The sequence below is a fragment of the Actinomycetospora chiangmaiensis DSM 45062 genome, assembly GCF_000379625.1.
Taxonomy (GTDB): Bacteria; Actinomycetota; Actinomycetes; order Mycobacteriales; family Pseudonocardiaceae; genus Actinomycetospora; species Actinomycetospora chiangmaiensis.
In genome coordinates this window covers 412,107-427,052 of the sequence record NZ_KB903240.1, presented here as the reverse complement: position 1 = coordinate 427,052, position 14,946 = coordinate 412,107, and the positions used below count along the sequence as shown (strand labels likewise).

16 protein-coding genes are annotated in these 14,946 nt (G+C 74.5%); 10 read left to right on the top strand and 6 right to left on the bottom strand.

From position 1 onward, the window contains the following. Window positions 1–7 precede the first annotated feature (7 nt). On the top strand, window positions 8–832 hold the full coding sequence (locus A3CO_RS0119080) for an enoyl-CoA hydratase/isomerase family protein (RefSeq protein WP_018333845.1): 825 nt from the start codon (window positions 8–10) through the stop codon (window positions 830–832). 5 nt (window positions 833–837) lie between these two features. Here the strand turns inward: A3CO_RS0119080 and A3CO_RS33165 are convergent, their stop codons facing one another. Beyond that, on the bottom strand, window positions 838–2,496 hold the full coding sequence (locus tag A3CO_RS33165) for a class I adenylate-forming enzyme family protein (protein ID WP_018333844.1): 1,659 nt from the start codon (window positions 2,494–2,496) through the stop codon (window positions 838–840). Between the two features lie 165 nt (window positions 2,497–2,661). On the opposite strand from A3CO_RS33165, the gene A3CO_RS0119070 reads away from it, so the two are divergent. The 5 genes from A3CO_RS0119070 to A3CO_RS33160 all read left to right on the top strand — a co-directional run bounded on the left by A3CO_RS0119070 (window position 2,662) and on the right by A3CO_RS33160 (window position 5,958). Then, window positions 2,662–2,925 carry a hypothetical protein gene (locus A3CO_RS0119070; RefSeq protein ID WP_018333843.1) on the top strand — a complete coding sequence of 88 codons (264 nt, stop codon included), beginning with the start codon at window positions 2,662–2,664 and terminating at the stop codon, window positions 2,923–2,925. A gap of 360 nt (window positions 2,926–3,285) precedes the next feature. After that, window positions 3,286–3,747 carry a L,D-transpeptidase gene (locus A3CO_RS0119065; protein WP_018333842.1) on the top strand — a complete coding sequence of 154 codons (462 nt, stop codon included), beginning with the start codon at window positions 3,286–3,288 and terminating at the stop codon, window positions 3,745–3,747. Window positions 3,748–3,771: 24 nt separating this feature from the next. Further along, window positions 3,772–4,815: a PIN domain-containing protein gene (locus A3CO_RS0119060; RefSeq protein WP_018333841.1), complete on the top strand. Its 1,044-nt coding sequence runs from the start codon at window positions 3,772–3,774 to the stop codon at window positions 4,813–4,815. 88 nt (window positions 4,816–4,903) lie between these two features. Continuing rightward, window positions 4,904–5,113, top strand: coding sequence for a CbtB domain-containing protein (locus A3CO_RS0119055; RefSeq protein WP_018333840.1), 210 nt, complete (start codon window positions 4,904–4,906; stop codon window positions 5,111–5,113). After that, window positions 5,113–5,958 carry a CbtA family protein gene (locus tag A3CO_RS33160; RefSeq protein WP_018333839.1) on the top strand — a complete coding sequence of 282 codons (846 nt, stop codon included), beginning with the start codon at window positions 5,113–5,115 and terminating at the stop codon, window positions 5,956–5,958. Before A3CO_RS0119055 ends, A3CO_RS33160 begins: the two co-directional genes overlap by 1 nt. Before the next feature lie 106 nt (window positions 5,959–6,064). Here the strand turns inward: A3CO_RS33160 and A3CO_RS33155 are convergent, their stop codons facing one another. Then, window positions 6,065–6,763: a class I SAM-dependent methyltransferase gene (locus tag A3CO_RS33155; RefSeq protein ID WP_018333838.1), complete on the bottom strand. Its 699-nt coding sequence runs from the start codon at window positions 6,761–6,763 to the stop codon at window positions 6,065–6,067. Window positions 6,764–6,808: 45 nt separating this feature from the next. Between A3CO_RS33155 and A3CO_RS0119040 the strand changes: the two genes are divergently transcribed. The 3 genes from A3CO_RS0119040 to A3CO_RS0119030 are packed head-to-tail and all read left to right on the top strand — an operon-like array spanning window position 6,809 to window position 9,232. Beyond that, window positions 6,809–7,141, top strand: coding sequence for a GNAT family N-acetyltransferase (locus A3CO_RS0119040; RefSeq protein ID WP_018333837.1), 333 nt, complete (start codon window positions 6,809–6,811; stop codon window positions 7,139–7,141). Window positions 7,142–7,190: 49 nt separating this feature from the next. Further along, a complete protein-coding gene (locus A3CO_RS0119035; protein WP_018333836.1) occupies window positions 7,191–8,567 on the top strand; it encodes an MFS transporter in 1,377 nt (458 codons plus the stop codon). Window positions 8,568–8,572: 5 nt separating this feature from the next. After that, complete coding sequence (locus A3CO_RS0119030; RefSeq protein ID WP_018333835.1) at window positions 8,573–9,232, top strand: DUF1345 domain-containing protein; 660 nt, start codon at window positions 8,573–8,575, stop codon at window positions 9,230–9,232. On the opposite strand, the gene A3CO_RS33150 is transcribed toward A3CO_RS0119030, so the two are convergent. Then, window positions 9,233–10,444, bottom strand: a complete 1,212-nt coding sequence (locus tag A3CO_RS33150) for an LCP family protein (RefSeq protein WP_018333834.1) — start codon at window positions 10,442–10,444, stop codon at window positions 9,233–9,235. It abuts the gene before it with no gap. A 494-nt stretch (window positions 10,445–10,938) separates the two neighbouring features. Then, entirely contained in the window at window positions 10,939–11,526 is a 588-nt protein-coding gene (locus tag A3CO_RS38270) for a DUF6542 domain-containing protein (RefSeq protein WP_018333833.1), read from the bottom strand. Window positions 11,527–11,810: 284 nt separating this feature from the next. Here A3CO_RS38270 and A3CO_RS33145 point away from each other — a divergent pair, with 284 nt between their 5' ends. Continuing rightward, window positions 11,811–12,803 (top strand): S1 family peptidase, encoded by a 993-nt coding sequence (locus A3CO_RS33145; protein WP_018333832.1) that lies wholly within the window; start codon window positions 11,811–11,813, stop codon window positions 12,801–12,803. Here A3CO_RS33145 and A3CO_RS33140 read toward each other — a convergent pair. Beyond that, window positions 12,790–13,539 carry a nucleoside phosphorylase gene (locus A3CO_RS33140; protein WP_018333831.1) on the bottom strand — a complete coding sequence of 250 codons (750 nt, stop codon included), beginning with the start codon at window positions 13,537–13,539 and terminating at the stop codon, window positions 12,790–12,792. The genes A3CO_RS33145 and A3CO_RS33140 overlap by 14 nt on opposite strands. After that, window positions 13,536–14,942, bottom strand: a complete 1,407-nt coding sequence (xylB, locus tag A3CO_RS0119005) for a xylulokinase (protein ID WP_018333830.1) — start codon at window positions 14,940–14,942, stop codon at window positions 13,536–13,538. Before xylB ends, A3CO_RS33140 begins: the two co-directional genes overlap by 4 nt. Window positions 14,943–14,946 lie beyond the last annotated feature (4 nt).

The following is a 14,946-nucleotide window of genomic DNA, read 5'->3' as shown; positions in this document are numbered from 1 at the left end:
CTCGACCATGACCAGCGCCGGTGAGCCGCCCGTCCTCGTGGAGACCGACGACCAGGAGGCGGTGACCACCGTCCGGTTCAACCGGCCGGAGAACCGGAACGCGCTGACGCTCGAGCTCAAGGTCGCGCTGCGCGACGCGCTGGAGGCGGTGGCGGACGACCCGTCGGTGCGGGCGGTCGTGCTCGCGTCCACCGGCACGGCGTTCTGCGTGGGCCAGGACCTGCGCGAGCACGCCCGGGCGCTCCGCTCCGGCGAGGACGGCGCGATCGGCGCGGACGCCCTCTCCACCGTCCCCGAGCACTACAACCGCATCGCCGCGGCCCTCGGCACCATGCGCAAGCCGGTGGTCGCCGCGGTCAACGGTACCGCGGTCGGGGCGGGCCTCGGCTTCCTGCTCGCCTGCGACCTGCGGGTGGCGACGGCGGGGGCGAGGTTCGCGACGGCGTTCGCGGGCATCGGCTTCGGCGGGGACTCCGGGCTCTCCGGGACCCTCGCACACTGCGTCGGCGCCTCGCGGGCGACCGAGCTGCTCATGCTCGGCGAGACGTTCACCGCCGAGCAGGCGCGCGACTGGGGCATCGTCCGCGAAATCGCGGAGACCCCGGAGGCCACCGACGCGGCCGCCCTCGCCCTGGCCCGGCGGCTCGCCGCGGGCCCCACGCTCGCGTACGCCGAGATCAAGGCGGCCGTCGCGATGGGCACGGTGTCCTCGCTGCGCGAGGTCCTCGAGCACGAGGCCGCCGCGCAGGCCCGCCTCGGGGCCACCGAGGACCACCGCAACGCGGTCGACGCCTTCGTCGCGAAGGAGAAGCCGGTCTTCCGGGGCGCCTGACGCGCTCACGCCCCGGTGATCGTCGCCCGCAGGTCGCGCTTGAGGACCTTCCCGACGGCGTTGCGGGGCAGCGGCTCCGTCGTCGTCCGGATGGTCGTCGGGGCGGCGAAGGCCGCGATGCGCGTGGCGACCCGCTCCCGCAGCGCCGCCTCGTCGGGCACCCGGTCCGGCGCGTGCACGACGACGGCGGCGACCTCCTCGCCGTAGTTCCGGTGCGGGATGCCGATCACCGCGGCGTCCAGCACGCCGTCGACCTCGAGCAGCTCGGCCTCCACCGCGGCGCAGTAGACGTTCTCGCCGCCGCGGATGACGACGTCCTTCAGCCGGTCGACCACGCGGATCACCCCGCCGTCGACGCGGCCGAGGTCGCCCGTGCGGAACCACCCGTCGACGAACGCCTCCGCCGTCGCGTCGGGCGCGTTCCAGTAGCCGCGGACGACGTTCGGCCCGCGGAACCACAGCTCGCCCACGCGGCCCTCGCCGAGATCGCTTCCCGACGACGGGTCCACCACCCGGACGTCCGCGCTCGGCACGGGCCGCCCCACGGCATCGGGCGCGGCGAGGTACTCCTCCCCGGAGTTGAACGCGATCCCGGCCGTGGTCTCGGTGAGGCCGTAGCCGTTGCCGGGCGCGGCGACCGGAGCGGCACGGCGCACCAGCTCCGGCGGGATGGGGGCGCCGCCCATGCCGATGGTCGTCAGGGTGGCGAGGTCGGCCCGGCGGCCGGTGCTCTCGGCGACACGCAGCAGGTCGCTCGCGATCGTGGGCACGCCGGCGACCCCCGTGAGGCCCTCGGCGGCGATGATGCGCAGCGCCTCGCGCGCGTCCCAGCGGTACTGCGTGGCGAGGACCGACCCGCTGAGGGTGGCGTTCACCATGGCGCACAACCCGGCGACGTGGAAGATCGGGAAGGCCAGCAGCGCACCGGGCCGCTGAGGCGGGAGGACCCCGGTGACCCGCGCCCCGGCGACGGCGAGCAGGCCACGGTTCGCGACGTCGGTGAGCAGGTTCCGGTGGGTGCCGACCGCGCCCTTCGGGCGACCGGTCGTCCCCGAGGTGTAGAGGATGAAGGCGTCGTCGTCCGGTCCCGGCCGGTGGTCGGGGAGCGGCCCGGCGACGGGCTCGCCGAGGAACGCCTCGAAGGTGGTCGCCCCCGGCCCGCGGACGGTGACCACCTCGACGTCGTCCGGGGTCACCTCCCGCAGCACCGCGGAGCGCTCGCCGTCGGCGACCACCAGACGGGGTCCGGCGTCGGCGACCGCATGCGCCAGTTCGGCGGCCTGCCACCAGGCGTTGAGCGGGACCACCACGAGGCCGGACACCCACGCGGCCCAGCACAGCGCGGGCCACTCCGGGTAGTTCCGCAGGCACACCGCGACCCGGTCGCCCGGACGGAGCCCCGCCGCGGCGAACCGCGCGGCGAGCGTGGCCACCCGCGCCCGGTGCTCCCCGAACGTGACCCGCTCGCCGTCGTAGACGGTGAAGAGCCTGTCGTCGGGGACGGCGAGCGCCTCGTGCGCCTCGCGCAGCGTCTGCGGGCCCGTCACGTGCACCCGCAGCGGCACACCCCGGACGACCGCCGCGGCGAGTTCGAACGGCCCGCCGGGGGCGGTCAGCTCGGCGATCACGTGCGCGCGCGACGGTGCGGCCTCGTCGATGGACACGCCGGGCAGTCTGCTCCGGATCGGCGGACACCGCGGGCCGGTGGGTGGTCTGCCCCGCCCTGCCCGGACGTCGGATCGGCGCGGGCAGGAGGCGTGATGCGGCGCACGAACGGGTATGCCGCTCGTCTACGCCCGGCGGTCCCGTCGGTCGGTGAGGAGGCGGCCATGACCCTCGAGGCGATCACCGCGCTCGACCCCACCCGCGCTCCGCGCCGGCCGGGGCTCCCCGTCGACGGCCGTGGGACGCTGCCCGACGCTGCCACGCTGAGCTGTCGGCTGCACGCCGCCCTCGAGCGCGCGGCCGCCGCGGGGCTCGATCTCGAGCTGCACGTGGACGCCGAACCGCTGCCCGCACCGCAGGCGCGGGTCGTCGCGTGCGCCCGCGAGAGCGCGGCCAGCGTCGGCGTGGAGCTGCGCGTCGTCAGCTGAGCACTGCGTCACACCCACATGGAGGCCGAGGGTCGGGCAGGGCGCCCGGATTCAGCGGCACCTCTCAGGAATGGTCGGCGTGTCGTTCCGTCGATGACCCTCCGTCCCGTTCGACCAGGTGGCACGACTCGTCCCATTCGTTCCTGATCCGGCCAGTCTGACCAGCTCAGCGGGCCGGTCCCCGGCCGCATGGTGTGGATCTCGGCGTGCAGACTCCTCGGCGCTCGACCGCATCGGACTCGCTCCGTGAGCGTTGAGGGTCCGAGCACTCCGCATCACCGACCGCGAAGGAACCACACCATGGGTCGTCACCACCGGGCCGCGTCCTCACCCTCGGGTGTCACCGGAGCGCGACTGCGGGTGGGCGCCGGAACCCTGGGTGCGGTGGGCGTGAGCCTGCTGGCCCTGGGCGCCCCCGCGTTCGCGGCGCCCGCCGCGGCGCCGGCGCCCGCCACGGCGCCCGGCAGCCAGACGCCGTGCGCGCCGACCGCCAAGGCGTGCGTCGACATCTCGGCGAAGAAGGCCTGGCTGACCGACGGCCACGGCAAGATCGTCTACGGCGCCGTGCCGATCACGACGGGTGGCAAGGGCTACGAGACGCCGACCGGGACCTTCTCGGTCATGTGGAAGGACAAGAACCACAAGTCCGACGAGTACAACGGCGCACCGATGAACAACTCGGTGTTCTTCGCGCCGGGCGACGCCTTCCACGAGGGCAGCCTGCAGCGCGACTCGGCGGGATGCGTCCACCTCTCGCACGACGCGTCGGAGAAGTTCTTCGACTACCTCAACGTCTACGACCAGGTGCAGATCGTCCCGTAGGACCCGGGCTGGGAGGCTGCCACCATGGCCGCCACCCCGGACGAGCGCGACGAGCGCATCGCCCTGCTCCTGGACTACGAGAACCTCGCGATCGGGGCCCGGGAGGGACTGGGCGTCTCCCCGTTCGACCTCGGCCCGGTCGCCGACGCCCTCGCGGTACGCGGCCGGGTGGTGGCGCGGCGGGCGTACGCGGACTGGTCCTCCTTCGACGACGACCGGCGGCTCCTCGCCCGGGCCCAGGTCGAACTCATCGACATCCCGCAACGGCTCGGCGGCTCCCGCAAGAACGCGGCCGACATCAAGATGGCCGTCGACGCCGTCGAGATCGCCTACGAGCGGTCCTGGGTGACGACCTTCGCGATCGGCACCGGCGACTCCGACTTCACCCCGCTCGTGCACAAGCTGCGCGAGCTCGACAAGCGGGTGATCGGCATCGGGGTGGCGTCCTCGACCTCCCGGCTCCTCCCGCCCGCGTGCGACGAGTTCCTCTACTACGACCGCCTCGTCGACACCGCGCCGCCCGCCCCCGTCGACCTGGAGCCCGCACCTGCCGTCGGGACGCCGCCGGAGGAGCCGGCCGAGGACGAGGAGGCGGTGGAGCGCCTCGTCACGCGGACCCTCTCCGGGCTCGCGCGCCGCGGCGACGGGCCGGTGCTCGCCTCGCGGCTCAAGCGGGCGATGCTGCGTCAGGACCCCACGTTCGACGAGGCCGAGCACGGCTTCCGCGGGTTCGGCGAGCTGCTGCGGCACCTGCAGGAGCGCCGGATCGTCGCGTTGGGGGAGGGCTCGGCGCACGGCGACCCCGAGGTGAGCTTCCCGGTGGACGAGCCGGCGGAGGACGACGCCTTCCGCGTGCTCGCCCAGGTCGTCGGCGAACTCGCGGGCCGCGACGGCTCGGTGCCGCTCTCGGGCCTGAAGGACCAGGTCCGCAAGCGGCGGCCGGACTTCAGCGAGAAGACCTACGGCTTCGCCTCGTTCCTGTCGTTCGCCAAGGCGGCGCGGGCGCGCGGCGTGGTGCGCATGGACTGGGACGAGCGGGCGGGGGACTGGCGACTCCGCCCGGTGTGAACGCTACATCTCATTAGCTGCTGAGTTATTGACCGTGTGAGACGCGCAGTCCTAGCGTCGGGGCCCCACGAGACCGAGGAGACCCCCCGTGACCACTGCCGGCGTCACCCGCGCACGCGCGACCGCGACCACCGCGGTCGGCAACCTGCCCTACCTGATCGGCTCGCTCGTCGTCGGACTGCTGCTCTTCTACCTGATCGGCTTCGACGAGGGCGCGACCTCGCTGTTCGGCCACACGATGGTCGTGCACGAGTTCGTCCACGACGCCCGCCACTTCCTCGGCTTCCCGTGCCACTGATGCACGCGAGGACGGTGATCCCGCGGGCGGCGCTCGCGGGCGCGCTGGGCGGCGTGGTCGCCTGGCTGTTCGCGCTGTGGTTCGCCGAGCCGCTCATCCAGGCCGCGATCGACTACGAGGCCGGGCGCGGCGAGGCAGAGGCGGCGCTCGCCACGGCGGCCGGGACCGCACCACCCGAGGAGGGCCCGGAGATCTTCAGCCGGAGCGTCCAGGGCGTGTGGGGGATCGGCGCCGGGATGGTCCTCGTCGGCGTGGCACTGGGCCTGCTGTTCGCGGTGGTCTACACGCTGCTGCAGGGGAAGGTGTCGGTGCGCCCGCGGGTGCTCGCACTGCTCGTGGCGGGCGCGGGCTTCCTCACGCTCTACGCCACCCCGTTCGTGAAGTACCCGGCCAACCCGCCGGCCGTGGGCCACGAGGAGACGATCGGTGACCGGTCGGGGCTCTACCTCGTCATGATCGTCGGGTCCGTGGTGCTGCTCGTGGTGGCCGTGCTGCTGGCGCGGGCGCTGCGGGAGCGGCTCGGGACGTGGAACGCGGTGGTCGTCGGCGGGCTGGCCTACGTCGTGCTGGTGGGCGTGCTCATGGCGCTCCTGCCCTCGCTCGGGGAGCTCTCCGCCAACGTCGCCACGTACGGCCCGGCGGTGAGCGAGACGCCGCAACCGCTGCGCGACCCGGTCGGCCGGATCGTGTTCCCCGGCTTCGACGCGGACCTCCTCTACTCGTTCCGCGTGTACGCCGTCACCGCCCAGGTGCTGCTCTGGGGCGTCCTCGGACTGGTCTTCGGTGCTCTGGCGGAGCGGTCGGTCCGGTCGGAGCGCCGCGAGCGGGTGCTCGAGAACGCCTGAGGCGCCGGCCGACGCTGGCCCGCGGCGCCGCGAGGGTGGCACGAGGCAGGGTCCTGGGCGGCCCGGGATGCCTGGTGTCGCTCTCGCGGCTCGCGCCCGGCGCAGCTCACCCCGGCGTCCGACGATGGACCAGGCCGACGCAGACGTACGGATAGGACACCGTCGACCGGCCCGCGAGGGACGCGCGGATCGACTCCAGCACCCGGTCCCGGTCGGCGGGCTCCCGGGTGCTCACGCGGGAGAACGTCGAGAACAGCAGGACCAGGTCGTCCACGGTCAGCGGCTGCTGCCAGGGCACGTGTCGGACCTCGCCGGGGGAGAAGCCGGCCAGCTCGAGCGGCGCGAACTCCGGCACGGCCTCCGGGAGCCCCGCGAGGCGGTTGAGCTCGCGCACCCAGTCCACCGACACGTCGGGCACGTTCCACAGGAGCAGCAGCACGCCGTGGTCGGCGAGGACCCGCCGCGCCTCGGCGGCCGCGGCAGTGGGCTCGACCCAGTGCCAGGACTGGCCGTAGACCACGGCGGACGCCTCGCCGGTCCCGACCGGCAGCCGCTCGCCCGTCCCGTCGACCACCTCGACGTCGCGCCGTCCCCGCCCGTCCAGCACGGCCCGCATGGCGGGATCGGGCTCGACCGCGACGACCCGCCGTCCGGGAGCCAGCAGGGCCGTCAGCTTCCCGGTCCCGGCGCCCACCTCCACCACGAGGTTCCCGACGACGGGTCGCAACGCCTCGGGCGGGTAGCCGGGCCGGACGCGGTCGTAGTCCTCGGCGAGTCGGCCGAAGGACAGCGCTCGGTCGCTCATCGGACATAGGGTCGCACCCCGCCAGCATGACCGAGGAGGCCGACCATGCCCGACCAGTTCGACGTCACCGACGTCCCCGACCGGCACCGCTACGAGATCCGCGTCGGCGACCAGGTCGCGGGGTTCGCCGAGTACGCGCTGCGCACCGACCCCCACGGGGACGGCGAGACGATCGCGTTCATCCACACCGAGGTCGACGACGCGTTCGCCGGACAGGGCCTGGCGGGGCGGCTCGCCCGTGCCGCGCTGGACGACGCGCGGGAGCGGAAGCTCGCGGTCCTGCCGTTCTGCCCGTTCATCCGCGGCTGGATCGCCAAGCACCCGGAGTACGTGGACCTGGTCCCGACCGGACGTCGCGAGCAATTCGACCTCGCCTGATCGAGCGGGTATTTTCTTGCGCTCAGCACCGAGCGCGAGGAGGCGCACGATGGCCATGGCCGGACCGGTCTCGACGGCGGGCGCCAGCGCTGCGCTGGAGAACCTCCCGCTCTCGCGCTGGCACCGCACGATCGTGGTGCTGGTCGGCATCGGATCGTTCTTCGACCTCTACGAGGTGTTCCTCGGCGGGGTGCTCGCGCCCATCCTGGCCCGCGAGTTCCAGCTCGGGTCGGTGGGCAAGGCGGCCGTCGTCGCGAGCGGCTTCCTCGGCATGTTCGTCGGCGCGAACGTGCTCTCGGTGGTGGCCGACCGGATCGGCCGCCAGCGTGTCTTCCTGCTCAACCTGCTGATCTACAGCCTCTTCAGCCTCGCCGCAGCGTTCTCCCCGAACATCGAGGTGTTCCTGCTGCTGCGCTTCCTCGGCGGCATCGGGCTGGGCTGCGAGCTGGTACTCGTCGACACCTACCTCGCCGAGTTCCTCCCGGGGAAGGTCCGGGGCCGCTACATCGCCTGGGCCTACACCGTCGGCTTCCTCGGGGTGCCGGTCGCGGCCCTGCTCGGTGGCAAGCTCGTCGCGGCCCAGCAGATCGCGGGGATCGCGGGCTGGCGGTGGCTGCTCGTGGCGGGCGCGCTGGGCGCCGTGTTCGTCATCGTCATGCGCCGCGTGCTGCCGGAGTCGCCGCGGTGGCTCGAGTCCCGCGGCCGCTTCGACGAGGCGGAGCACGTGGTGCGTGACATCGCGGCGAGGGCCGGCCGCCCGGGGGCCGTGGACGAGCTCCCGGCCCGCGCGCCCACCCCGGAGCGGGGACGGGAGCGGTCCACCCTCGAGGTGCTGCGGATCGCGTTCACCGCCTACCGGAGGCGCACGGTGATGCTGTTCGTCTTCCAGGTCCTGCAGACCGTCGCCTACTACGGGTTCGGCACGCTCGCGCCGCTCGTACTGGTCGCCAAGGGGTTCGAGGTCACCGACTCGTTGGCGTACGCCGCACTGAGCTTCGCCGGCTACCCGATCGGCTCGCTGATCTCCGTGCCGTTGGTGGAACGGTTCGAACGCAAGTACCTGATCATCGCGTCGGCCCTCGCGATCGGGGTGTTCGGCCTCGTCTTCGCCGCCGCCGGTGCGCCCTGGCTCATCGTCGTCGCCGGGTTCCTGCTCACCACCGCGAGCAACGTCTTCTCGAACTCGTTCCACATCTACCAGGCCGAGATCTTCCCGACCGCCATCCGCTCGACGGCGTCCGGCGTCGCCTACTCGCTCTCGCGTGGCACCTCGGTCCTGCTGCCCTTCGTCGCCGTCCCGCTCCTCGCGACGGCCGGGCCGGTGTGGGTGTTCGGCGGCTCGGCGGTCCTGATCGTGGTGCTCTGTCTGGATGTCGGGCTGCTCGGACCCCTGACGACGGGGAGGGCCCTGGAGGAGGTTCACTGACGCAGGTGTCCTCCACCCTCCCCGCCTGGCGGCGGGCCACCACCGGCGAGCAGCGCTGGCCGGTGGCGCTCGCCATCCTCGTCGTCGCCGGGCTGCAGCTGACCCTTCCCGACGAGGTGGTGATCGGCTCCGCGTGGCTGCTGCCGGTCCTCGAGATCGCGGTGCTCGTGGTCCTGATCGTCGCCAACCGCTTCGAGGCCGAGCCGCGCTGGCGCCGTCGGGTGAGCCTCGTGCTGACGGCGATGATCAGTGTGGCGAACGGCTTCTCCGCGGTCCGGCTCGTCTACCACCTCGTCGGGGGGCAGGGCGGGGACGACCCCGGCACCCTGCTCGCCACCGGCGCCGCGATCTGGGCGACCAACGTGATCGGCTTCGCCCTCTGGTACTGGCAGTTCGACCGCGGGGGCCCCACCGCCCGGGCGAGCGGCGACCGTGAGGTCCCCGACTTCCTGTTCCCGCAGATGCAGTCGCCCGACATCGACCCGGAGTGGGAGCCGCAGTTCGTCGACTACCTCTACGTCTCGTTCACCAACGCCACGGCCTTCAGCCCCACCGACACGATGCCGCTGTCGCGCTGGGCGAAGCTGACGATGCTCGTGCAGTCCGCGGTCTCCCTCGCCACGGTTGCGCTGGTCGTCGCGCGGGCGGTCAACGTCCTGAAGTGATCAGTTGACGCAGGGGACCGTCGGCGCGGCGGTCCCGGCGTCCTCCGACGGCACCGCCGGCGCGGCGCTCGACTTCGGGGCGGCGCTGCCGGAGGAGGAACCGGTGTTCGAGCCGCCGGAGGAGCCCGACGACGAGCCACCCGCCGCCGGCGCGGGCGTCGCCTGCCCCGCTCCGGAGACCGTGTCGGAGATGTACTTCTGGACCGCGGCCGGGTCGACCTCCACGGCCTCGCCGTCCTCCTTGGTGTCGTAGGAGGCGTTGACGATCGGGATCGTGTGGAACCCGATCGACCCGGAACTCACGCCCTGCAGCTGCGTGGCGAGGTCGAGCACGTCGAGCTGGCGGTCGACGGTGACCGCCTTGTCCACCGCGTCGATCAGCGCGTTGCGCTTCGTCGAGTCGGTGAGGGTGTCCGACCCCAGCACGGTGTGAGCCATGCTCGACAGGAACACCTGCTGCCGACGGGCGCGGTCGAGGTCACCGCCGGGGAGGCCGTGGCGCTGGCGGACGAACGCCAGGGCCTGCGCTCCTGCGACGGTCTGCTGACCGGCGGCGAACTTGGCGCCCGAGAACGAGTCGTCGACCGCCTCGTTCAGGCACACGGGGACCCCGCCGACCGCCGAGCTGATCGAGGCGAACCCGGCCAGGTTCACGGCCGCGAAATGCGTGATGGTGAGCCCGGTGAGTCCCTCGACGGCACCGATCGAGACCTTCGCGCCCGCGGCCCCGGACTGCACGGCGAGCTGGTTCCCGCTCACACCGTCCTTCGTCAGCTGCGTCCGCGCCGCGTTCTGGCCGTAGGCGTACGCGGAGTTGATCTTGTGCTTGCCGAAGTCGTCGGGCAGATCGACGTAGGAGTCCCGCGGGATCGAGAACCCGGTGGCCGGTCCGCCGCCGCCGGGGATGTGCAGCACGATCATGGTGTCGGTCTGGTCGCCACCGTCGTTGCTCCCGCCCGCGTGCAGGGCGGCGAGCTGGTCGGCGGGCAGCGGGTTGCCGAACGAGTCGGTCCGCGTGTCGAGCCCGACCAGCAGGATGTTCTGGTCGGTGCCGAAGATCGACCCGAACGACGTCGAGATGACGTCCACGCGCGAGAACCCGGAGTCGACGGTGCGGGCAGCGAGCACCGTCGCGCCCGAGATGAGCAGGATCAGCACGGACGCGGCGGCCAGCACGAGCAGCAGCACCCGGGTGGTCGCCCAGGTCCGCACCCGCTCGAGCAGCGCGGCACCTCCGGCACCCCGTCCCGACGACGGGCCGTCCCCGGCCCCGTCGGGGCCGCCCGGGACGGGCGAGGGTGCGACCCGGGTCGGGGTCGGCGCGGGCCGGCGGGCTCCCGCAGGCGGACCGGCCGGCGGAGCGGGCGGTGGTCCGGCCGGCGGCCCGGGCGGTCGACCCGGGCCCCGGCCCGGACGGGGCGCGCCCGCGGGCGGCGCGGCCGGCGGCCGCGCGGACGGACCGGCACCCGGCGGCGGACCGGCGGGCCGGGCGGGCGGCGGGCCCGCCGGACGCGCGGGCGAGGGCCCGCCCGGGGACGGACCGCCCGGGGACGGACCGGCGGGGGAGGGCCCGGCGGGGGAGGGCCCGGCGGGGGAGGGCCCGGCGGGGGACGGACCGCCCGGTGAGGGAGCGCCGCCCTCCGGACGGGTGTCCCCACGGCGGGGCATCCGGAACTGGCCGGGACGGTCCGGATCGCGCGGCGCCATCACGCGTTCCTCACACTGCGCGCGGCACCCAGGATCGAGAACCCAGGATTCGCCTCACGAAATCGCAGGAATCCGAGGACCGCGGTGACCACGAGTGCGACGAGCATCCACCAGAACAATTGCGCGAGGGGGGCGAAGACCCCGAGGACGAAGAGCGTGCTGCTGGCCGTGTCCCCCCGGACGATCGCCGCCACCACCAGGCCGAGGAAGGCCACCACGGGCGCCTGGAGGGCGGGCACGAGCACCCCGTCGGGGCGGACCGCGCACACCGCGAGGACGCAGACGACCAGGTACCCGACGGGGAAGAGGAACCCCAGGATCCCGGCACGCTGCCCGACGAGCCAGGCGAGCAGGGCGGTCACCACCAGGGCACCCACCACGACGAGGGGCCACGGGAAGCCCGGGCCGACGGCGAAGCGGCCGGCCTGACGGGGCCGGGCGTCGCGGGGCGGACCGGCGGGCGGTCGGCTCCCGGGCCGTGGGCCGCGCGGGCCGCCGCGCGAGAACGAACCGGTCGACCAGCGCGACGGAGCGGACGGACGCGGAGCCCCGCCGCCGCCCGGTCGCGGATCCCAGCGGTCGGCCACGGCGCCACGATAGCCGAGGGGCTCGCGGCCACCCCGCCCGCCGTCGGGGAAGTAATTCCCCCTTCCCGGCGCGGCACCCGATGCTTATTGCGCAGCAATTCCGTCGTGGTCGCGGGAGGTACCCGTCCGGGCGACGCCGCGCGCGCGGGACGGGCGGCCGACGTAGGGTCACCCATGTCGGTGATTAGGCCGTTCGGAGTAACGACCACGGGCCGCAGGGTCGATACCCCCAGCACACCACCGCTCACCGTCCGTGCTGTCCGGCCCGACCCGGAGGACCCCGCGTGCCCCTCACCGCCCCCGCCGCCCGTCGCGTCGGCGCCGCCGTCGCGCTCGTCCTGACCGCCGTCCTCGCGCTGGCGGTCCCCGCGCTCGCGCAGACGCCGACGCCACCACCCCTGCCGTCGGGACCGGGGTCGACGACCCGGCCCACGCCCGTCGAACCCGGCGCGGGACAGGCCGCGAAGCAGCGGTTGGACGAGCGGCGCGGCCGGGCGCCGGCCAACGTGGCCGCGTGGTTCGTCGACCCCACCACGAACCAGACGGTCGTGGCGGTCGTCGGGCCCGCGACGAAGGCCGCGACCGACTTCGCCGCCGACGAGAACCCGGCGGCCGTCCGGGTGCAGCCGATGTCCGCGCCGATCCGGGCGCTCGTCGCCGCGCCGCTGGTCGGCGGGACCGCCATCACCACCGTGACCAGCACGTCGACCTCCGGTGGCGTCACCACGACGACCGGGATCCGCTGCTCGGACGGCTTCTCGGTCCGCCGGAACACCACGACCTACCTGCTCACCGCCGGCCACTGCACCCAGAACACCTCGAGCTGGTCCGGCCCGAACGGGCAGCGGATCGGCAACGTCGCTCTCACCGCGTGGCCGACCAACGACTACGGGATCATCCAGGTCGCGAACACCGCGGCCTGGCGCGGCAGCGGCCAGGTCCGGGGCGGCCCGACCGTCACCGGCGCCACCGAGGCCCCGGTCGGGACCCAGGTCTGCCGGTCCGGGTCGACCTCGGGCTACCACTGCGGCGTGATCGAGGCCAAGAACGTCACGGTCAACTACGGCAACGGGGTCACCGTGCAGGGACTGACCCAGACCAGCGCGTGCGCCGAGTCCGGCGACTCCGGCGGCTCGTTCCTCGCGCCGGGCACCGCCCAGGCGCAGGGCCTGCTCTCCGGCGGCTCGGGCGACTGCACGACCGGCGGCACGACCTACTTCCAGCCGCTGCGCCCGATCCTCAACCAGTACGGCCTGACGCTCGTCACCGGGAACTGACCAGCACGTCGACGAGGGCCGCCCGGGCCTCCCGGGCGGTCGTCCACCGACGGCTGTCCCACTGCTCGCCCGCCAGGGAGTCCCCGGCGAACAGCACCTGGGAGAACGCCACCCCCCGGAAGCGCGCCACCGCGATGAGGGCCGAGGCCTCCATCTCGACGGCGAGGCAGCCCTCCTCGCGACGGCGGTCCGTGCGCGAGCGGGTCTCCCGGTACACGGCGTCGGTGGTCCACGTGCGGCCGACGGTGTGGGCGACGTCCGCGGCGTGCAGGGCCGCCACCAGCGCCTCGACGCCCTCCGGGTCGGCCTCGACGACCCGCGCCGCGGGCAGGTAGTGGAACGACGTGCCCTCGTCGCGCAGCGCCGAGGAGACCACCACCGCGTGGCCCAGGACGAGGTCGGGCACCAGCACGCCCGCCCCGCCGACCGCGGTGAACCGCCGGCCGCCGAGGACGATGAGCTCCTCCAGACTGGCGGCCGCCATGGGCGACCCCACCCCGGGATGCGCCACCGCGACGGTCCGGCCGTCGGGCCGCGGGACGCCGTACACGGGGGAGCGGCCGTTCTCCGAGTGCAGGGCCGCGATCTCCGGGTGCTGCTCGCCGAGGGCCGTCATCACCTCGGGGAAGAAGCACAGGACGACGTCGGGCGGCACACTGCCGTGGGTGCGCATCGCGCCCGGCGCGATGAGGCCGGGCTGGTCGAGGTCGTCCTCGGCGAGGGGGAGATCGCTCACCCGACGATCGTCGCGTAGGCCGCCCGGACGTGTCGGGCGGCGTCGCGGTCGGCCCCGGTGGCCTCCACCACGGTGTCCCGGTCGATCCGCCAGTCCGGCTCGTCGCCCGTCAGCGCCCACGCCGCCTGCCGGGCGGCCCCGAGCGCCACGTACTCGGCCGGCGCGAGCACCTCGACGTCGAGCCCGAACACGGCGGGCGCGATCGCCGCCACGGCCCGGGAGCGGCTGCCGCCGCCGATGAGCAGCACCCGGGAGCCGTCGATCCCGACGTCCGCGAGGGCCTCCACCCCCGCGGCGAGCCCGCAGAGCATGCCCTCGACGACGGCCCGGGCGAGGTTCTCCCGGGTCCCGTTCGCGAGGGTCAGGTTGGCGACCGTGCCCGTGGCGTCGGGGCGGTCCGGGGTGCGCTCGCCCTCGAGGTGGGGGACCAGGACGAGGCCGCCCGCCCCCGCGTCGGCGGCCAGCGCGAGGTCGTCGAAGCCGTCGGGGTCGACGCCGAGCAGGGTCGCCCCGACCCCGAGCACGCGCGCCGCGTTGAGCGTGCACACCAGCGGCAGGTAGCGGCCGCGGGCGTCGGCGAAGCCCGCGACGAAGCCGGACGGGTCGGCCGTCGGCCGGTCGGTCGCGGCGAACACCGTCCCGGAGGTCCCGAGGGAGACGATGAGTTCGCCGGGCGCCGTCCCGATCGCGAGCGCAGCGCCCATGTTGTCCCCGGTCCCGGGGGCGACGACCGCTCCGGGCACCGGCCCGTGGTCGTGCCCGCGGCCCACGGTCTCGCCCGGCGCGGCCACCCGCGGCACCTCGAGCGGCCGGCCGAAGGCGAGCTCCAGCAGGTCGGGCCGGTAGTCCTCGGTGTGCGCCGACCAGTACCCGGTGCCCGAGGCGTCGCCGCGGTCGGTGACCGCCTCGGCGCCGGCCCGGGCCCCGCCGCGCAGCCGCCAGGTCAGCCAGTCGTGCGGGAGCATCACCGCGCGGGCCCGCTCGGCGGTCTGCGGCTCGGCGCGGGCGGTCCACCGCAGCTTCGTGGCGGTGATGCTCGCGACGGGGACCGTGCCCACGGCGTCCGCCCACGCGCCCGGGCCGCCGAGCTCCTCGGTGAGCGCCCGGGCGGCGTCGGCCGAGCGCGTGTCGTTCCACAGCAGCGCCTCGCGCACCGGCTCGCCCCGCCCGTCGCAGAGCACCATCCCGTGCTGCTGCCCGGCCACGGCGATCGCGCCGACGTCGTCGGTGCCCACCTCGCCGAGCGCCTCGCAGAGCGCCGTCCACCAGTGCCGCGGGTCGACCTCCGTGCCCTCGGGGTGCGCCCGGCGCGCCTCCCGGACGACGGACCCGTCGTCGGGATCGACGACGACGACCTTGGTGGCCTGGGTGGAGGAGTCGACCCCGACGACGTAGGCAGGCATGCGC

What these genes read in the sequence shown, in the direction of transcription:
- A3CO_RS0119035 (WP_018333836.1), top strand. Translation starts at nt 7,191, where the DNA reads ATGGCCATGGCCGGACCGGTCTCGACGGCGGGCGCCAGCGCTGCGCTG.
- A3CO_RS0119080 (WP_018333845.1), top strand. Translation starts at nt 8, where the DNA reads ATGACCAGCGCCGGTGAGCCGCCCGTCCTCGTGGAGACCGACGACCAG.
- A3CO_RS33155 (WP_018333838.1), bottom strand. Translation starts at nt 6,763, where the DNA reads ATGAGCGACCGAGCGCTGTCCTTCGGCCGACTCGCCGAGGACTACGAC.
- A3CO_RS0119040 (WP_018333837.1), top strand. Translation starts at nt 6,809, where the DNA reads ATGCCCGACCAGTTCGACGTCACCGACGTCCCCGACCGGCACCGCTAC.
- xylB (WP_018333830.1), bottom strand. Translation starts at nt 14,942, where the DNA reads ATGCCTGCCTACGTCGTCGGGGTCGACTCCTCCACCCAGGCCACCAAG.
- A3CO_RS0119070 (WP_018333843.1), top strand. Translation starts at nt 2,662, where the DNA reads ATGACCCTCGAGGCGATCACCGCGCTCGACCCCACCCGCGCTCCGCGC.
- A3CO_RS33160 (WP_018333839.1), top strand. Translation starts at nt 5,113, where the DNA reads ATGCACGCGAGGACGGTGATCCCGCGGGCGGCGCTCGCGGGCGCGCTG.
- A3CO_RS0119060 (WP_018333841.1), top strand. Translation starts at nt 3,772, where the DNA reads ATGGCCGCCACCCCGGACGAGCGCGACGAGCGCATCGCCCTGCTCCTG.